Annotated in this window: 13 protein-coding genes; all 13 read right to left on the minus strand. The window is 41.2% G+C overall.

Translation table 11 applies throughout. The features are described 5' to 3' along the window. Positions 1 to 36: 36 nt before the first annotated feature. The gene (ftsA, locus tag ABRT01_RS10285; protein WP_269409350.1) at positions 37 to 1,314 is read right to left on the minus strand and encodes a cell division protein FtsA; all 1,278 of its coding nucleotides are present in this window, start codon (positions 1,312 to 1,314) and stop codon (positions 37 to 39) included. 524 nt (positions 1,315 to 1,838) lie between these two features. Beyond that, positions 1,839 to 2,642, minus strand: a complete 804-nt coding sequence (locus ABRT01_RS10290; protein WP_269409351.1) for a cell division protein FtsQ/DivIB — start codon at positions 2,640 to 2,642, stop codon at positions 1,839 to 1,841. Positions 2,643 to 3,003: 361 nt separating this feature from the next. Beyond that, complete coding sequence (spoVE, locus tag ABRT01_RS10295) at positions 3,004 to 4,116, minus strand: stage V sporulation protein E (protein ID WP_269409352.1); 1,113 nt, start codon at positions 4,114 to 4,116, stop codon at positions 3,004 to 3,006. Between the two features lie 121 nt (positions 4,117 to 4,237). Then, a complete protein-coding gene (gene murD, locus ABRT01_RS10300) occupies positions 4,238 to 5,584 on the minus strand; it encodes a UDP-N-acetylmuramoyl-L-alanine--D-glutamate ligase (protein ID WP_367747016.1) in 1,347 nt (448 codons plus the stop codon). Then, positions 5,581 to 6,564 carry a phospho-N-acetylmuramoyl-pentapeptide-transferase gene (gene mraY / locus ABRT01_RS10305; protein ID WP_269409354.1) on the minus strand — a complete coding sequence of 328 codons (984 nt, stop codon included), beginning with the start codon at positions 6,562 to 6,564 and terminating at the stop codon, positions 5,581 to 5,583. The genes murD and mraY overlap by 4 nt, the downstream gene beginning before the upstream one ends. A gap of 32 nt (positions 6,565 to 6,596) precedes the next feature. Further along, complete coding sequence (locus tag ABRT01_RS10310) at positions 6,597 to 7,961, minus strand: UDP-N-acetylmuramoyl-tripeptide--D-alanyl-D-alanine ligase (RefSeq protein WP_269409355.1); 1,365 nt, start codon at positions 7,959 to 7,961, stop codon at positions 6,597 to 6,599. 3 nt (positions 7,962 to 7,964) lie between these two features. Then, positions 7,965 to 9,431, minus strand: coding sequence for a UDP-N-acetylmuramoyl-L-alanyl-D-glutamate--2,6-diaminopimelate ligase (locus ABRT01_RS10315; RefSeq protein ID WP_269409356.1), 1,467 nt, complete (start codon positions 9,429 to 9,431; stop codon positions 7,965 to 7,967). A gap of 208 nt (positions 9,432 to 9,639) precedes the next feature. Next, a complete protein-coding gene (locus tag ABRT01_RS10320) occupies positions 9,640 to 11,583 on the minus strand; it encodes a stage V sporulation protein D (RefSeq protein WP_269409357.1) in 1,944 nt (647 codons plus the stop codon). Positions 11,584 to 11,687: 104 nt separating this feature from the next. Next, positions 11,688 to 13,886: a penicillin-binding protein gene (locus ABRT01_RS10325; RefSeq protein WP_269409358.1), complete on the minus strand. Its 2,199-nt coding sequence runs from the start codon at positions 13,884 to 13,886 to the stop codon at positions 11,688 to 11,690. 111 nt (positions 13,887 to 13,997) lie between these two features. Then, positions 13,998 to 14,366 carry a cell division protein FtsL gene (gene ftsL / locus ABRT01_RS10330; RefSeq protein ID WP_269409359.1) on the minus strand — a complete coding sequence of 123 codons (369 nt, stop codon included), beginning with the start codon at positions 14,364 to 14,366 and terminating at the stop codon, positions 13,998 to 14,000. Beyond that, complete coding sequence (gene rsmH / locus ABRT01_RS10335) at positions 14,363 to 15,343, minus strand: 16S rRNA (cytosine(1402)-N(4))-methyltransferase RsmH (protein WP_269412555.1); 981 nt, start codon at positions 15,341 to 15,343, stop codon at positions 14,363 to 14,365. The genes ftsL and rsmH overlap by 4 nt, the downstream gene beginning before the upstream one ends. A 92-nt stretch (positions 15,344 to 15,435) precedes the next feature. Further along, the gene (mraZ, locus tag ABRT01_RS10340) at positions 15,436 to 15,867 is read right to left on the minus strand and encodes a division/cell wall cluster transcriptional repressor MraZ (RefSeq protein WP_269409360.1); all 432 of its coding nucleotides are present in this window, start codon (positions 15,865 to 15,867) and stop codon (positions 15,436 to 15,438) included. Positions 15,868 to 16,177: 310 nt separating this feature from the next. Then, a complete protein-coding gene (gene bshC / locus ABRT01_RS10345; protein WP_269409361.1) occupies positions 16,178 to 17,803 on the minus strand; it encodes a bacillithiol biosynthesis cysteine-adding enzyme BshC in 1,626 nt (541 codons plus the stop codon). Between the last annotated feature and the right edge of the window lie 271 nt (positions 17,804 to 18,074).

The following is an 18,074-nucleotide window of genomic DNA, read 5'->3' on the forward strand; positions in this document are numbered from 1 at the left end:
CTCCTAAAATAAGCAAAATTACTAGAGTACAAGAATTTAATCAAAAAAGTACTTAAACAAATTCGAAATTCCGGATTCTTTCTTCTTTTTCTTTTCTGTTTTTTCTGCTGGTTTTGCTGTTTTCTTGGGTCGCGGTTTTTCCTCATACGAATTGACAACAGAAGGAAAAAGATCTTTTCCTTGTATTTTCGCATTACGATAAGCAAATTGCAAGATTCCTACCCCAGCAGTAAACTGTGGTTCCCTGACGCCAATGTAATCCGGCAGGGACATCCTGACATTTGCCCGAAATAAATCCTGGGCAAGCTCAAGTACCCCAGGCATTTTCATGGTACCACCTGTCAGAACATATCCTCCTGGTAAATCATGACATCCCATCCGTCTGATTTCCCGTTCGACATACGCATAAATTTCTTCGAGTCTAGCTTCAATCATATCAGCAATCTGCAATTGATTGAAGGTTTGCGACTGGTTACTGCCAATGGTGGATACACTGAATGTTTCATCCTCATGTGCATCGTCGAAAAAAGCATGTCCATAATTCAGCTTGACATCCTCCGCTTCTTCGGTTGATGTTCTAAGACCCATGGACAAATCCTTTGTGATATTATCACCACCAAGTGGAATAACGCTTGTTGACACCAAATGATCATGCTGAAAAACCGATACGGTTGTACATCCCCCTCCAACATCAATTAGTGCAACACCGAGGTTCTTCTCATCCCTGGATAATGCAATCGACCCCGCAGCCAATGGTTGCAGGCAAATATCGGATACCTGTAATCCCGACCGTTCCACACACTTTAAAATATTATGTAAAACTGTTTTGGAACAGGTAATAATTGTTCCTTCCATTTCCAGACGAACACCAATCATCCCGCGCGGATCAGTTATTTCATCCAAACCATCAACAATAAACTGCTTCGGAATAACATCGATAATTTCACGTTCTGGAGGAATCGAGACAACCTGTGCCCCGTCAATCACCCGGGTAATATCCTCATCACCGATTTCCCTGTTTGCACTTTGAACAGCCACGACCCCATGACAGGGCTGCAATTCAACGTGGTTGCCGTTAATCCCGACTACAACACTGTCAATCTGCATGCCAACCATTCGTTCCGCCTGCTCTACTGCATTACGGATCGAATGAACGGTCTGATCAATATCGACAATGGCTCCTTTTTTCATGCCATTTGATTTCGCAGATCCTACACCAATAATATTTAATGAATCATTTAAAACTTCTCCAATTATCACCTTAATTTTTGATGTACCTACGTCCAAACTTACTAGTATTTCACTGTTGTCCAATGAAAGGCACCTCCTGATTCAGCATCTGATAAATAGACAATCAGATGTTAACACCTGTAATATGATCTATTCTATCATTATAAAGGATTATTCCTTGAGAATGTACTAAAATAACAGATATAAAAGTAATTCTACAAAAAAGCCGTATATCCCTTTTAATTTCACCTACTTTTTCAGTACAAATCTGGGAAATTAGACGGGTAATGATGTAACGGATCAAAAGCCTATATTAAATACTTCGGAAACCATACGCTGTATATGGCTTTCGAAACGGGTCTCTTGCTAAATTTATCACACCAAATACAACTTTTTAAAGGATGTTCAAAAAGTCCGGTAAAAAATGACGCTTCGAATTTCTTCGTTGGCTTGTTTCTCCGCTGCTCATGTATCTAACTGCATACATTCCGCTGCTCGAAACTGCGCCGCCTAGAACTTCTCGGTCCTTTTTATCCTCCTTTTAAACACACGCTTTTAGCATTTGGATGGATTACAATAACAATGGACTTTCAATAGTAAACATTTTCTTATTCTTCTCCTTCCATTTCATCCTGTTCATCTTGATTTTCCTTCTCTTTCTCCTTCTTATCAAAGGATTCAAAATAAGCCCCTACGCCAATATGAATAATCCCCTTGCTGTCCGGCTCAAGCTGGGAAACGATGGAAGGATAAACCTTCATCTTTTCAGCAAACTCCCGGATCGTCCCATCCACCAGATAACCATCATTCATATACAATAAAATTTTATATTTATTATCGTTTGTTGGCCGCCAGTGAATTTCCGATATCTGATTCAAAATACTTTTCGGTAGTGAATGTAACTGATCCGTCATTTTATGTAAAATAGACTCATTTGAAAAATCCATTAACAATGGGGCATCCCCGTTTATGGTTTTCTGTTTGGATGACTTTAAGACTTGTCCATTGTTCAGAATTGGATAGTAAGCGTCATCTTGTTTGACATAACCAACCCGATCATACTCTGTTACATGAATAGCGACTTTTCTTGGCAGCTGCTTTTTTAATTCGACTGATTTGACGGCTGGATTTTCTGTTAGTGCTTTTTTAACTTTACTTTCATTAATTGTCCAAATATTCGTCTTTCTGGTTATGTTGCTTTTCTTGAGAATCTGCTCATCTGATACAAAGCCGTTTCCTGTAATATCCACCGTTTTTACGCGGCTAAGCGGTGATTGTATATAGACAATCAGCAAAATGAGCAAGAAAAAAATAGAAAAATAGAATATAAATCTTCTATTCGCCTTCTTTTTTCGAGCTTGTTTCAATTTTGGGATTCTATCTTCAATCGAAACAATGTTCTTTTTACCCATTCGATTCTTCCTTTGTACAAAATTAACGGCATGCGTCTATGCCGTTTTCGATGTACAAAAATTATATCATAAATTACCGGTTAACATGTAGTGTTTCTATAATTTACAAAAAAATGCCTCCGTTTGGGAAGCATTTTTAAGAGAAAAGGTATAAAGTGAAACTTCATTTAGTGGGGTTTCCTTTCCTCCCCCACTAAATGTTAGTTGAACAGAATCAGGAATTTACGGGCTGTTTATCCCCCACCTTCTAAGTTTTTAGTTACTCTCACTTATAGAGGTGGGGGTATTACAGCCCGTTAATGCGTGATAAAAATTTGTGCCCTGCTGCTTGTTTGTGAGCTACAGCACCTTTAGACTTTTCCTAAATAGAGGAATACCTGCTTATATTTAACAAGATCCCTACCGAACAAAGGGTTAAGGTTAACGATGATCCGCCATAACTTAAAAATGGCAGTGTAATACCAGTTACAGGAATCAACCCGATAACGACACTAATGTTAATCATCACTTGGATCACTAACATGGACACGATACCCAAGGCCAAAAACCGTCCAAATGGATCAGGCGCTGCCAAAGCAACTTTAATCCCGCGCCAAAACAACAAACCAAACAAGACAATCAACAAAGCACCACCAATAAAGCCCAGCTCCTCACCCAAAATGGCGAAGATAAAGTCGGTTTGCGGTTCAGGCAAATAAAAATACTTTTGAATACTATTGCCCAGCCCCAAACCCATTAATCCCCCCGGTCCAATGGCATATAAAGACTGGATGATCTGAAACCCGTCACCAAGCGGGTCTTCCCATGGGTTTAAAAAAGCTGTAATCCGGCTGATTCGATACGGTGCCGAAATAATTAACAATACAAAGCCAACAATCCCCAAAAAACCTAACCCCACGAAATGCGAGATTTTGGCTCCGGCAGTAAAAATCAAAATCATACAAGTTAATACAAGCACGATTCCTGTGCCCAGATCGGGTTGCAGCATAATCAGGCCAAATGCAGTAAACACCAGCAATAACGATGGGAAAAAGCCTTTTTTAAATGAAGTAATATATTTTTGATTGGTTGTTAAGTAGACGGATAGAAAAATAATCAACCCTAGTTTCATAAACTCTGATGGTTGCACACTGAAGGCCCCGACACCAATCCAGCTTTGGGCACCACCGCGTACCATTCCGACACCGGGAATTAACACAAGCAAAAGTAATCCAAAACACCCGAACAATATTGGCTTTGCATACCGTTGCCACGTCCCATATGGAATGGCCATGATAAAAAACATGGCAACAACGCCAACTCCGGTAAACAATATTTGCCGCTTCAAATAAAAGAAACTGTCCCCATATTTATAATCTGCCCAAATATATGAGGAGCTGTATACCATCACAATACCGACAATTAATAATGCAAAAATTACCCCAAGCAACGTATAATCCGGTGCATTTTGCTGTTTAAATAATTTCCGTAACAAATAAAACACCCCATATCCAGTTTCCGGAATTGGGGCATTATCTCAGGTTCACATGGTATGTATGACAAGCCGGATAGCTCGTCCTTTCGTTTTCCAAGTGACAATCGTTTGAAACAAGCCCCTATACTAGTGTATGCACGGCTTGCACAAACATGTCACCCCTTTCTTCAAACGTTTGGTATTGATCCCAACTGGCACAGGCTGGCGATAGCAAAATCACATCACCTGCATCCGACTTGGCGTATGCAGTCTTTGCTGCCATTGCGACATCCTCTACAAGAACAGCATCAATTCCCGCCTGATCAGCAAGTTTTTTTAATTTTTCTTTTGTCTCACCAAACAATACCATTAATTTCACATTGGCAAGATAAGGGAGTAAATCAGCAAACCCATTACCCCGATCAAGTCCTCCCGCCAATAAGATCGTTGGCTTATCAAAGGAAGACAAAGCTTTTTGGGTTGCCAAAACATTTGTTGCCTTGGAATCATTGTAAAATATCCGGCTGTTAATCGTCTCAACATACTGCAGGCGATGTCTGACACCGGTAAAAGTCATTAAAACTTGACGAATTGCCTCATTGTTTGCTCCACTTAATTTAGCGGCTGCCACTGCTGCCAATATATTCTCCAGATTATGTTCACCAACGAGCACAATCTCCTGTTTATCAATGATCTTCTCATTTTTAAAATAAACACTTGAATCATCTGCCCAAGCACCATTTCTTAATTCCCTATTCACTGAAAATGGAATCTTGGTTGATTTTGCGACCCCGACAGCATCCACAACCGTCTCTTGTTCCGCATTATAAATAAGATAATCGGCGGCTGTCTGGTTTTTAAAAATATTGCATTTTGCCGCTTTATAGTTCGCAAATGTCCCATGATAATCAAGGTGGGCAGCGAAAATATTTAATAGAACGGCAATCTTTGGCTTAAAATTCCTGATACCCATTAATTGAAACGATGATAATTCCAGGACCATTTTTTCCTCCGGTTTCAATGTGCTGGCAACATCGGTCGCTACTGTCCCGATATTGCCGGCGAGTTGTACCGGCTCCTTGCTTGCTTTGAGCATTTGGGCTGTAAGCATCGTTGTTGTCGTCTTCCCGTTTGAACCAGTAATCCCGATAATCGATCCTTCCACCATGTTTCCGGCAAGTTCAATCTCAGTAATAACCGGAATATGTCGCTTTTGTGCCTCCTGGACAATTGGGTTGTTATATGGAATGCCAGGATTTTTGACTACCATCTCCATCCCATCCAACACAGTCAGCGGATGTGAACCAGTAATCACTTCCGCACCGAGTTCCTGTAACATCTGTACATTTGCATCATTTGCCGGTGCTTCCTTATCGTTTACCCGTACAGAGATGTGGTTTTCCAGTAATAATTTTGCTGCTGCAGTTCCACTTTTCGCCAGTCCCAGAACAAGAACACACGAATAGGGAAAGTCTGTTAATTTATTCAAGTTAAGCCCACCTTAATATAGATGCCAAGCGCACCAAAGATAAGTCCAATTAGCCAAAAGGTTGTCACAACGCGCCATTCCGACCAGCCCAGAAGTTCGTAGTGATGGTGTAATGGACTCATTTTGAATACCCTTTTTCCTGTTGTTTTAAACGAAATCACCTGGATAATGACTGACAATGTTTCGATGACAAATACACCGCCAATGATCACTAGAATGATTTCCAGCTTTGTTAAAATGGCTATAGCAGCAATCGCTCCACCCAGCGCCAATGAGCCTGTATCACCCATAAATACTTTGGCAGGGTGGGCATTGACCAGCAGAAAACCAAGCAGTGCTCCAACTACCGCCAATGAAAAGATAATAACCTCGTGCTGGGAAAAATCATACCAGGCAATAACCCCAAATGCACCAAAGGCAATAGCTGCTGTTCCTGACAGCAGTCCGTCCAAACCATCGGTCAAGTTGACAGCATTAGACGATCCGACCAGCATAACAATAATAAGGATTGCATACCCCCATCCAAGCTCAAATTGGATGGTTGTACCTGGAATTTGAATATATGTCGGAAAATCATTTGCCTGTAAAATAAAATAAAAAACAAGTGCAATTACAATTTGACCAAGCATCTTCTGCTTTGAGGTCAATCCCAAATTACGCTTCTTGACAACTTTAATAAAATCATCCAAAAATCCTAATAAACCATATCCTAACATAACAAAGATCAACAGCCAAAGCTGATAACTGATCGGGCTATGCATCTTGCCTGCCATAATCAAGGATGTCACGATCGTACTTATAACAATCATGATTCCTCCCATGGTTGGTGTCCCCGTTTTTTTCTGGTGTGATTGTGGTCCTTCTTCACGAATACTTTGCCCAAACTTCAACCTTCTTAAAAAGGGAATGAAGATAGGAGATAAAAGGAAGGTTATTAGAAATGCTATTGCAATTGTAATAAGTAATATAAAAATATTCACTGCTTTTTCTCCTCTCGCAAAATCACCTGTGTTTATTGGTGGATTATTGCATTTACAAACGATTCAAACTGCATCCCGCGTGAGGCTTTAAACAGAATAAGCGTATCTTTTTTCAGATACGGACTAAGTACCTCCAATAATGCCCCACGTTCGGTAAAATGATGGCAGATTACTTGGTTATGTTGCTCGCTTACCTGTTTGGTAATTTCCTGTGCATGATCACCAAATGTTAAAACCGCGGTAATCGAGTCGTCGATCACATCTGCAACGGACTGATGTAATGTTTTGGCAAAACCGCCCAGTTCAAATATATCGCCAAGCACCAGTACCTTCTCCCTAAAACCGCTCATTTGCCTGACAACTTCAATTGCCGCTTTCATCGATGTTGGTGACGCGTTGTAGGCATCATTGATAACCGATACACCATTTTTCCCTGTTAACATTTCAAAACGCATAGCTGTTAATTCCAGTGTTTGCAATGCCTGTTTTATTACTGGTACTGGAATTCCGGCGTGTTTCCCCAACATGATCGCATATGTTGCATTTTTAGCATGATGTTCACCAAGCAGGGAAATGGCGTATTCATTCCCGTCAGATAAGGTGAATGTTGTTTCATCATGGGACACTGCCACATTTTTAATGATCATCATATTGTTATCCTTAAATCCACATGTGGTCACATGATCATGATGATGCTTAGATGCAAGCAATGGCTCGTCGCCATCAATAATAAGCTCACCATTTGGCTTTAATCCATGAGTAATTTCCATTTTTGCTTTGGCAATTCCTTCCCGTGACCCAAGATATTCGATATGTGATTCACCAATATTGGTAATAACCGCATAATCCGGTTTGGCCAGATTGGAAAGTTGTTCTATTTCCCCAAAATGATTCATACCCATTTCAAGTATAAGCATTTGTGTTTCAGATGGCATGGAAAGAATCGTCAATGGCACGCCAATATGGTTATTCAGGTTTCCCTTTGTGTAATGGGTGCGATAAGTAGATTTCATCACAGCTGCAACCAGATCCTTAGTAGTTGTTTTACCATTGGATCCAGTAATCGCGATAACAGTCGGATCGATTTTTTCCCGGTATGCAGCCGCCAATTGCTGTAATGCGACCAACGTATCTTCAACGAAAAAAACTGGAAAATCAGCTGGCAAAAAATCAGGCAGCGGCCGGTCCTTGCGCCAGAAAACCGCTACGGCCCCATTGTCTAATGCTTGTTTAACATAATCGTGTCCATCAAACTTGTCACCGGTCAGGGGAACAAACAAGGATTTTTTCATTTGCTGGCGACTATCTGTTGTAACATGTTCAATGGCAATTTTTTTGGTTACTTCCCCCTTAAAATCGGAAAATAATCCGCAAAGCCATTCGGTAGTAAATAACATATCTCAATTCTCCTTAGCTAAAATTGCCTGTTTTGCTACTTGGCGATCATCAAAATCATACTTCACCTGGCCGATTTGCTGATATGTTTCATGACCTTTACCGGCAATCAGTACAATATCACCATTCGTTGCCTGTTCGACAGCATATGTGATCGCCTCTTTCCGGTTCTCAATCACCTTGTATTGACCGGAGTTTAGTCCTGTAGTCATATCAGTTAATATCGCATAAGGATCTTCTGTTCTCGGGTTATCAGAAGTAAAGATGGCACAATCGGCATATTTTACGGCTATACCCGCCATTAATGGGCGTTTTTTCTTATCCCGGTCACCACCGCAGCCAACGACTACATATATTTTACCTTTCGCAAATCCTTTGATCGTCTGTAATACATTCTCCAACGAATCCGGTGTGTGGGCGTAATCAACCAGGGTTGCAAATGATTGACCGGCAATAACAGGTTCAAACCGCCCGCTGACCCCGGTAATGGCCTCAAGCGCAGATTTAATAACGGTCAATGGTACGTTTTCAACTATTGCAACCGAACTAGCCGCCAGCATATTATATATGTTAAACATACCAATCAGGTGACTCGTAATCGCAACATCACCAACCGGCGTTTTTAAAGTAAATGTTGTTTGTGTTGCGTCCAAATGAATATCCTCTGCGCGTACTTGTGCTGCATTTTTACAACCATATGTAATAATTGGTTGTGCCGTACTGCGTTTTAATACATCACTTGCTGGATCATCTACATTGATCACGGCAAACTTATTTCCTTTATTATAGCTATTTCCCAATTGGGCAAACAACAGACTTTTTGCCCGTAAATAATCTTCCATGGATTTGTGGTAGTCCAAATGGTCCTGGGATAAGTTTGTAAATATCGCTACATCAAAATCACAGCCATGCACACGTCCCTGATCCAAGGCATGGGAAGAAACCTCCATGATGGCTGTTTCCACCTGCTTCGTTGCCATTTGTCCAAACATCTTCTGTAAAAACAATGCGTCTGGCGTGGTGTTTTTCACCGGATAGACTTCTTCGCCGATCTTCATTTGAATCGTACCGATGACCCCGGTTTTCCTGTTAAACCGATTAAATATCGCCTCCAGCAAATAAGTGACCGTGGTTTTACCATTTGTTCCAGTAACACCGATTAGCGGGAATTTGCTGGTTGGATAATCGTAAAATTTGACTGCCAGCATTGCCAAAGCCTTTGTTGTATTTGCACACGTTATAACTGGTACCGATACTTGTAATTTCTTTTCTGCCAGGATAGCGACCGCCCCGTTTGCAATTGCCTGGTCGGCAAAATCATGACCGTCGACGGTATAACCTTTGATGCAAACAAAGAGATCACCTGGCTTCACTTCACGAGAATCCATTTCTATGCCATTGATTTCAATAGAATCGATTGTTTCGCTTGTTGCGTAAAATGGTAGTACGGCAAGCATTTTGTTTAATTTCATCGTAAACATCCTCACTGATTGAAGTATACCAACTATATGTATTCTGGAAAGTGTACAATTTTAAGAGGGTGAACCCACCCCCTTTTATAATTTACCTAAAAGTTTATTGCGCACTTTCATATGATGATTATCATTTAGCTAAAATCCATGTGCCCCTATACGGGTGCTTCCATCTTTGATAGTCTGGCTGATACCATTATAGCAAAATTTATTCTCCTGCACGATCTTTTTTGTCGGATAGGTATAGTCTGATTTTTGAGCCTTGTTCCAATTTTGTTCCCGGATCTGGTTCCTGATCGATGATATATTCGCCGGATCCGCTTGTTTCAACGGACAAATCGGTCTGATATTCCATTAGTTTGTGTTTGTCCATACCAATTAAATCAGGCACTTCCACTTTCGGCTGTTCTGGCCATACATATTCTTTATCCAATCCGCCCTCTCTTGGTTCGACCCCCATGGCACGTAAGCTATCGCCAATGATCGTTCCTACAATCGGAGCGGCTACTACCCCGCCAAACTGAACGGTACCTTTTGGATTATCAACCGCAACATAGACAACAATTTGCGGATCATCGGCCGGGGCAAATCCGATAAATGAGACAATATAGTTATTCTCCAAATATCCGCCGCCAGGTCCTACTTTTTGTGCTGTTCCAGTCTTGCCGCCGACCCGGTAGCCGTCAATGTATGCCGGTTTACCTGATCCTTTGGCAACAACACTTTCCAAGGCGCGTCGTACTTCTTTTGACGTTTCACCGGAAATGACCCGATCCTTGGTGACCGTTTCTACCTTGTCAACGACTTTTTTCGTTTTCGGATTAACCCATTCACTGGCAATATGCGGCTTGTATAGATAGCCACCATTGATTGCAGCCGAAACAGCCATCACTTGTTGAATTGGTGTCACGGATACACCTTGTCCAAATGCGGTAGTCGCAGCTTCAACCGGACCGATTTTTTCCGGGTTAAACAAAATACCATTTCCTTCCCCTTGCAAATCAATTCCTGTCTTCTTGCCAAACCCGAAATTGTCAATATAAGAGAACAGTTTTTCTTTGCCTAATTTCATGCCTAGACTAACAAACCCGGGGTTACAGGAATTCTGGACAACTTCCAGGTAGGTTTGATGGCCGTGACCACCACTTTTCCAGCAATGTAAGTGTGTTCCTTCAACCGAAATAGAACCATCATCATTAAACGTATCTTTATCCAAATCTACCTTGCCTTCCTCCAGTGCCGAGGCCAAGGTGATAATTTTGAAAGTTGAACCAGGTTCGTACGTCCTCCAAATTGGCAAGTTGCGGTCGAAAATCTCTGAATCTACCTCTTGATAATTTTCCGGGTCAAAATTTGGTCTGGAGCTCATTCCCAAAACACCGCCAGTTTTTGGGTTGACTGCAATCGCCAGTGCCCCATCCGGATTATATTTCTCGACAGCCAAATCAAGTTCCCGTTCCATAATAGTTTGTACTTTGGAATTGATGGTTGTTTTTAAATCCAAGCCATCAACTGGCGAGCGATAAATATCAGCCAGATCAGTTAGTTTTTTTCCTTTGGCATCCGAATAAAAGGATAAACTGCCTTCTTTCCCGCTAAGCATATCATCGTAATAAAGTTCCAGCCCCATTAAGCCCTGATTGTCAATCCCGGTAAAACCAAGTACATGAGATAAAGCATCTCCATTGGGGTAATGACGTTTGGAATCCTTGGCAAGATAAACGCCATCAAGCTGGAGCGTCCGTATTTCCTTTTCCTGTTCTTTGGAGATTTTCCTTCCTTCAGGGTTGATATTTACTTGTGATTTCGCCTGGGTGACATATTCATAAGCTTTATCAACCGACAAGTCCAACACAGCGGCCAATTTCTCCGCTGTTTCTTGTGGGTCTTTCACTTGTCTTGGAACCACAATGACGGAGGGGGCTGAAACATTTTCGGCTAATACATCACCGTTTTGATCAAGTATTTCTCCCCGCTCCGGTTGAAATTTGATATCTCTTGTCCATGAATTATTGGCCTTTGCCATCAACTTGTCGCCAATAATAAATTGTACATAGCCCAGCCGAATGACAATGACAGCTAGTACTAATAATCCACAAAGAAAAACAGTGACTATTCGTTTTCTGACTGTTACAGCAGATACACGTTTCATCTTTCATCCCCTTTTCATAGGCAGGCTTGTATCTACTATATGATTGGAAAAATACGAATAGAACACTGTTTACAGTTTCACACCGGGCACCCGGATATCATAACTTATGAATCATCTTCTTTTTTCTTTTCGCTTTCCTGTTTATTTTTTTCTTTGTTCGGCGTCTCGAAATTGACAGATAGTTTATCGTTTTCTTTTAACGCCTTCCCTTTCTTAATACTCTGATTCACGACATAACCATTGCCAATTGGTTCGACTTTTAAATGAAGCAAATCGGCAAATTGCATAACCTCACGCAATGACCAGCCTGTCATATCGGGCATCGTTGGTTGATCAGTTACCAGTAGAATCCGGTCATCAGGCAGCAATTTATTTCCTTCACTTACGCTTGCCTTAACGATTGTTTTTCCATTACCAATCGTTCTAACATCCAGCCCGGCATCGGTTAATTGTTTTTCAATCACCTTTGTCTTTTTGCCGGCAACATCTGGAACTGTAACCATATTAACCCGTTGATCCACTTCCTTATCTGGGTCAATATTCAAGTAACGTAAACTATTCTTCATGACATTTTTAAAAATAAATGATACTGGTGCTTCACCAGATTCATAGTTTCCATCGATGTTCAGATTTGGTTGTTTTACCGAAACATACATCATCAATTGCGGATCGTCTTTCGGAGCCATTCCTAAAAACGAAAACACATAATTTTCTGCGCCATACATATATCCGCCATTTTTGTTAGGTATTTGCGCCGTACCGGTTTTACCAGCTACAGAATAATCTTTCAACTTATAACTTTTACCTGTGCCATGTTTGTCTGTAACAACGGTCCCAAGTAAATCTCGTACATGATCGGCAGTCTCCTTGGAAATTGGCTGACCAACAACCTCGGGGGATGTTTCTTTCAGTGTATCTCCGGTTTGTGAATCGGTTATTTTGGAAATAACATACGGTTTAACCATTTTTCCATCGTTGGCTATCGCGGATGCTGCCTTCATTTGCTGAATCGGTGTCAATGTTGTCCCTTGTCCAAAGGAAGTAGTGACTTTCTCGATTGGCCAGTCGTATAAAATTTTTCCCGGTACCTCCCCAGGTAAATCAATGTCTGTCTTTTTATCAAGATCAAATGCTTTCAGATAATCCAGATAGCGATCCGGATCCATTTTTTCCCATGCCAATTTTGCCGCACCGACATTGGACGAACGTTGAAATCCTTGGTCGTATGTGATGGTCCCCCACGATTGTTTCCAGTCACGGATGGCCCGGTCCCGTTTACTAACTTTGTACTCACCTGATTCATACGATTCATCCCCGTTATAAACCCCTTCTTCAATCGCTGCTGCCCAGGTAAACATTTTCATTGTTGACCCTGGCTCGAATGGGGTCGAAATGGCATCATTATACCAATTCTTTACATCCGATGGGTTGTTCGGATTATAGCTGGGACGATTACTCATGGCAACAATCTCCCCGGTTTTCGGGTTCATGACAATAGCCGTCATTCGCTTGGGACTATATTTCTTGTCCACTTGGGTCATCACATCTTCCAGCAATGTTTGCACCTTTTGATCAATGGTTAAGTTAACATTATTGCCATCTTCCGGTTCTTTCATTACTTCTTTTGGATCCAGCAATTTGGTATTGTATTTGTCCCGTTGATACGAAATATGCCCTGCTTTTCCACCCAGGATCTTGTTCATTTGTTTTTCGATTCCAGTCATCCCGGTTATTCCGTCATCATTCTTCTTGGCAAGTCCGATAATCTGCGAGGCAAACATACCGTTTGGATAATAGCGCGTTGCTTCTTTATCAAATTTGATTCCAGGCAGATGCAATTTTTCGATTTTGTCCTTTGTCTGTTGTGATAACTGCCTGCCATCTGCACCAAACTCGACTTGGAACAACTTATCATTGTTTAATCCATCCTGCAGACGTTTTAGAAGGGATGTCTCATCTATATCCAATATAGGTGCAAGTTCTTTCGCCGTCTTTTCTGGATCAACCACGTGCATTGGATGGTCAGGATCTTTCGTATACGCCTCATCGACAATAGCATAAACGCGGAATGTTGACCGATCATAGGCAAGCGTCATTCCGTTACTGTCCATTATTTTTCCCCTGTCAGCCGGAATCGTGTATGATGACGTTCGTTTCTGCTCTGCCCATTTTTCCAATGAGACCCCATTAATCTCACCTGATGTCTGAATGTACAAAAATCTTCCGGTTACCACCAGGAAAATCGCAGTAAACAGAAGTATCAGGATTCCAGACATCAAGTGTGTTGTCTTATTCTTTTTCATTCGAAATCCACCTTGTTAGAGGATGTTTTAAAACCCTCATGTCTTCTCAGACACCCTGATAAATGCAAATGGGCTTTAGCGATTTAATTCTAGCATATCCCTTTCATTATGTTAATTGTTTAATGCACTTGCATGCTTAACCTCTGCATCCTGAATTTTTAATCCATGTTTTTTGGCAATCGAAGTAATTCGTTCCGGTCTGGATAATTCTTTCTTTTCAGAGAGCATTCCTTCATTTTTAACCTCTTTCTGCTGCACTTTGTTCTCAAGTGTTTGCAGCTCCCTATTGAGGCTATCTGTTGAGGATGAAAAAGAAACCATGTAGATCCCGGCAGCAAGTAGACATGCGCTCGCTACAGAATATAATAATTTTTCTCCTTTGGTAACCCAGCTTGTTTTACGTACGACTTTAATTTGTTTTTCTTTTGTTGTTTGTGTTTGATAAGATTGTTCCCATTTATGAGCATGATTTACACTCATGATTTCTTCCACCCTTCTCTATAAGTAAATTGATCGTTCCATGCGCTAACTTTTTCTGCGATACGTAATTTAGCTGATCGGGAACGGCGATTGGCTTGCAGTTCCTGTTCACCAGGATTGATTGGCTTTTTTGTAATTAATTTAAATGGTGCTTGATGATCTTCAGGAATTACTGGTAAATTTCTCGGTACTTCTTTAGGTGTGCTCCATTTTTTAAAAGCTTGTTTACATAGTCTATCTTCCAGTGAGTGAAAGGTAATGACGGAAATCCTGCCATGTATAGCGACAACTTGTGCCGCCTGATGCAACCCATCAAGAAATGCAGTCAGCTCATCATTTACAGCGATCCGTAATGCTTGAAATATGCGTTTTGCCGGATGTCCGCCTTTTCTGCGAGCAGCTGCCGGGATTGTGTCTTTGATAATTCCGACTAGTTGATGGGTTGTGTGGATGGGCGTTGTCTCACGATAAGACTCGATCTTTCGGGCAATTTGTTTGGCGAATTTTTCTTCACCGTAAGCAAAAAATATTTTCACTAATTGTGCATACGGCCAGGTATTGACAATGGTATAGGCACTTAACTTCTGGTCCTGGTTCATCCGCATATCCAACTCTGCATTATGCTGGTAGCTAAATCCCCTTTCCCCTCTATCAAGCTGCGGGGATGAAACACCAAGGTCAAACAAGATCCCGTCTACATGATTGATCCCAAGTTCATCAATTTTTCCCTCAAGTTGCCGAAAGTTTGCATGAACAAATTGAATCCGATCAAGGTATGGTGTCAGCCGTTTTTCCGCTGCCCGTAATGCATCTATGTCCTGGTCAAAAGCCACCAGTAACCCGTCTTTTGTCAATCTGGAGGCAATTTGTTCAGCATGTCCGCCACCACCGACTGTACAATCAACATATGTACCTTCTGGCTTGATTGATAATCCCTTTACTGCTTCCTCTTTTAATACGCTGTAATGTTTAAACATGTTGTGTTCACCTGCTTCGACAATGGTCAGAATCAAGGATTGGATTGGGAACCATTGTGTAGATTCCATCATCTGCTCCTATAAATTTGTTATTAAATATCAAAGTCCATTAAATTTTCGGCGATCTCGGCAAATGACTCCTCAGAATCATTGAAATAGTCTTCCCAGCTTTCATTTGCCCAGAATTCAATCCGGTTGGAAACGCCGATTACCACACATTCTTTATCCAATGCTGCGTAATTTCTTAATGGCTGTGGGATATTTATTCTGCCCTGTTTGTCAATTTCACATTCTACCGCCCCTGAAAAGAAGAAACGGGTAAATGCTCTAGCATCTTTTTTTGTTAGTGGGAGTTTTTTTAATTTCTCTTCAAGCAGTTTCCATTCATTCATTGGGTAAGCGAACAGGCACTTATCCAGTCCGCGTGTGATAACAAAGCTGTCCCCAAGTTCTTCACGAAATTTGGCGGGAACAATAATTCTTCCCTTTGTATCAATGTTATGTTGAAACTCACCCATGAACATATGGTTCTCCCCACTTTCATGTTTCTATCTTACCACATCCCCCCACAATTCACCACTCCATTTTTTTAAAAATTTACCTGCAGATAAAAAAAGGGATAATAGTCTCAGAAACAAATATTCTTCATGCACAAAAAAGCTGTTTTCCTTTTGCATGAACATCACACTTTCTATCCGTGATAACAATGGAGTGGGGATACTTTCCATTGTTGGTTTCACAAATAATCGTGTTGTTTCATGCTTTAGAAAACAGCTTTTTTGACTGGTGGAGGAAAGTGGGGGGATCTTTGAATCGCATCCCAACTCTCTTCCACTACAAATATATGAGATAGTGTTCTTCTGTAAATGAACAGGGAGTTTCCGTCATTTTTTCAATAAAACCACTGCCGTACCAATTCAGCCATGGCAATGGATTCCAAACGCGTTCTTGCAATCCATTATTCGGATGTAATGTCGCATGAATCACATCAAATTCATGCAGTTCCTTTGTATATTTAGCTTCCACTTCTTTACACAAGCGACTTTCCAAAAAATCAATATCGCGGAATAAATAATGTAAATTCTTATCAGTCAAATCGCCTAAATCAGCACGAATCCCACGCGATACATCCTGCAATGGTTTGTGGGCTTGTGCAATCGCTTGTTTGAGATGGTCTATCATATGTTTAATTGGTGGATCAGTCTGTGCGGCCAGCCAATTTCCGCGTGCTTCTGTAACTCCATCGTTCACAACATCGTCTGCTTTAAGACCATATTTATGCAGCAGCTTTTCTACATGTCGTTCAATGATTGTAAATGAAAGACGTGGTACAACCGGCGGCATGTTCATTTCAAACGCGCGAAATGCGGGTTTTAAGACAGACCAATAACTGACCTCACCGGGACCGCCGATAAACGCCAGCGTCGGAAAAAGCAACTCCTGCATCAACGGTCGCGTTACCACATTATTACTCAATAACTCTGGTTGCCCTTCAGCGATTTCCAACATCTCATTTGTTGTTAACGACACTTCATTCTGTTTTCCCGCCCATTCACCGGTTTCAGTTCTAGTTAGCAAAATTCGCTCCCCTTGGTAATGATAAAACAAGTGGGCATCTTCCGGCTGGACTCCCAATGAGGTAGTATATCCCAATTGCCGTAAACGCTGCTCATTTGTATATACTCCCCTGCTAATTTCCATTTGCTTGTCTACAATCGTTGTGAAGTGGTCACGCTCCAGTTTCCGTAATAACGGATGGGAGGAATCGACCAGTACCACACCCTCTTTGGAAAACAGTTCAAAAATAACTCGCGCAAAAAAGTCTACATATGTTGTCGATTGGTTTAAACAATTTGTAATGGTATCATACAATGGTTTCGTATGTTCTGTTTCCTGCAATTGGGCGAATATCTGATTTATCCACTGCTTGGCATATTCATCGTCCTTTGCGATTGCCGATACTGGCTTTTTCTGAACAACCTGTTGCATCAATTTATATTTTTTCATTTGGGGGATTTCCGGTAGAAAAATATGATTCATTTCCTCAAAGTCGTGATCCTCACCGGCAATCCAGAATACTGGTACAACGGGAACAGATAATTTTTTTTCTTGTTGACGTGCCAGCTGAATAATCGAGATTACTTTATTTATTGTATACATCGGACCGGTTAGCAACCCTGCCTGTTGACCGCCGATAACGACCACACTATTGTCTTGGCGTAATTTTTTTATATTTTGATAGGTTGATTCAGGAGCATCCCACTGTCTATTGATCGCTGTCAACGTTTCGGTTAACTGTTCTCTGTTAAAGAACCGTTCTCGTAAATCCTGCACCCTTTGTTGGTAGCTTGATTGTTGAAATGGATGATAATCAAAAAAATCCATAATTTTCGTTTCATTATTTCGATAATCGTTCATTAATTTCGATTGATGCTGTATCGGAATAGGGTTGATTCGCATTTGTTTCGTGCTCCTTTAAACATAATTGAATATTAGAGGATGTTCAAAAAGTCCGGTAAAAATGACATGCCCCTGCAAAAGGGGTATGCCGACGCCTGAGCGCAAGCCCGTTTTTAGTTGGCCTTCATTTGAAAAGCTCGTTGGCTTGCTTTTCCGCTCCTCATGTACCTTCTATGTACACTCCGGTGCTCAAAGCTACGCCGCTCAGAACTTCTCGGTCCTTTTTATCCTCCTTTTTGAACACGCACTATTATCCAATATGTATTGTACA

The organism is Lentibacillus sp. L22 (assembly GCF_040812445.1).
GTDB classification, from domain to species: Bacteria; Bacillota; Bacilli; order Bacillales; family Amphibacillaceae; genus Lentibacillus_C; species Lentibacillus_C daqui.

Coding starts and splice junctions, on each gene's coding strand:
- ABRT01_RS10320 (WP_269409357.1), bottom strand. CDS start 11,583: ATGAAACGTGTATCTGCTGTAACAGTCAGAAAACGAATAGTCACTGTT.
- rsmH (WP_269412555.1), bottom strand. CDS start 15,343: ATGTTTAAACATTACAGCGTATTAAAAGAGGAAGCAGTAAAGGGATTA.
- ABRT01_RS10315 (WP_269409356.1), bottom strand. CDS start 9,431: ATGAAATTAAACAAAATGCTTGCCGTACTACCATTTTACGCAACAAGC.
- ABRT01_RS10290 (WP_269409351.1), bottom strand. CDS start 2,642: ATGGGTAAAAAGAACATTGTTTCGATTGAAGATAGAATCCCAAAATTG.
- ABRT01_RS10310 (WP_269409355.1), bottom strand. CDS start 7,961: ATGTTATTTACTACCGAATGGCTTTGCGGATTATTTTCCGATTTTAAG.
- ABRT01_RS10325 (WP_269409358.1), bottom strand. CDS start 13,886: ATGAAAAAGAATAAGACAACACACTTGATGTCTGGAATCCTGATACTT.
- mraZ (WP_269409360.1), bottom strand. CDS start 15,867: ATGTTCATGGGTGAGTTTCAACATAACATTGATACAAAGGGAAGAATT.
- bshC (WP_269409361.1), bottom strand. CDS start 17,803: ATGCGAATCAACCCTATTCCGATACAGCATCAATCGAAATTAATGAAC.
- ftsL (WP_269409359.1), bottom strand. CDS start 14,366: ATGAGTGTAAATCATGCTCATAAATGGGAACAATCTTATCAAACACAA.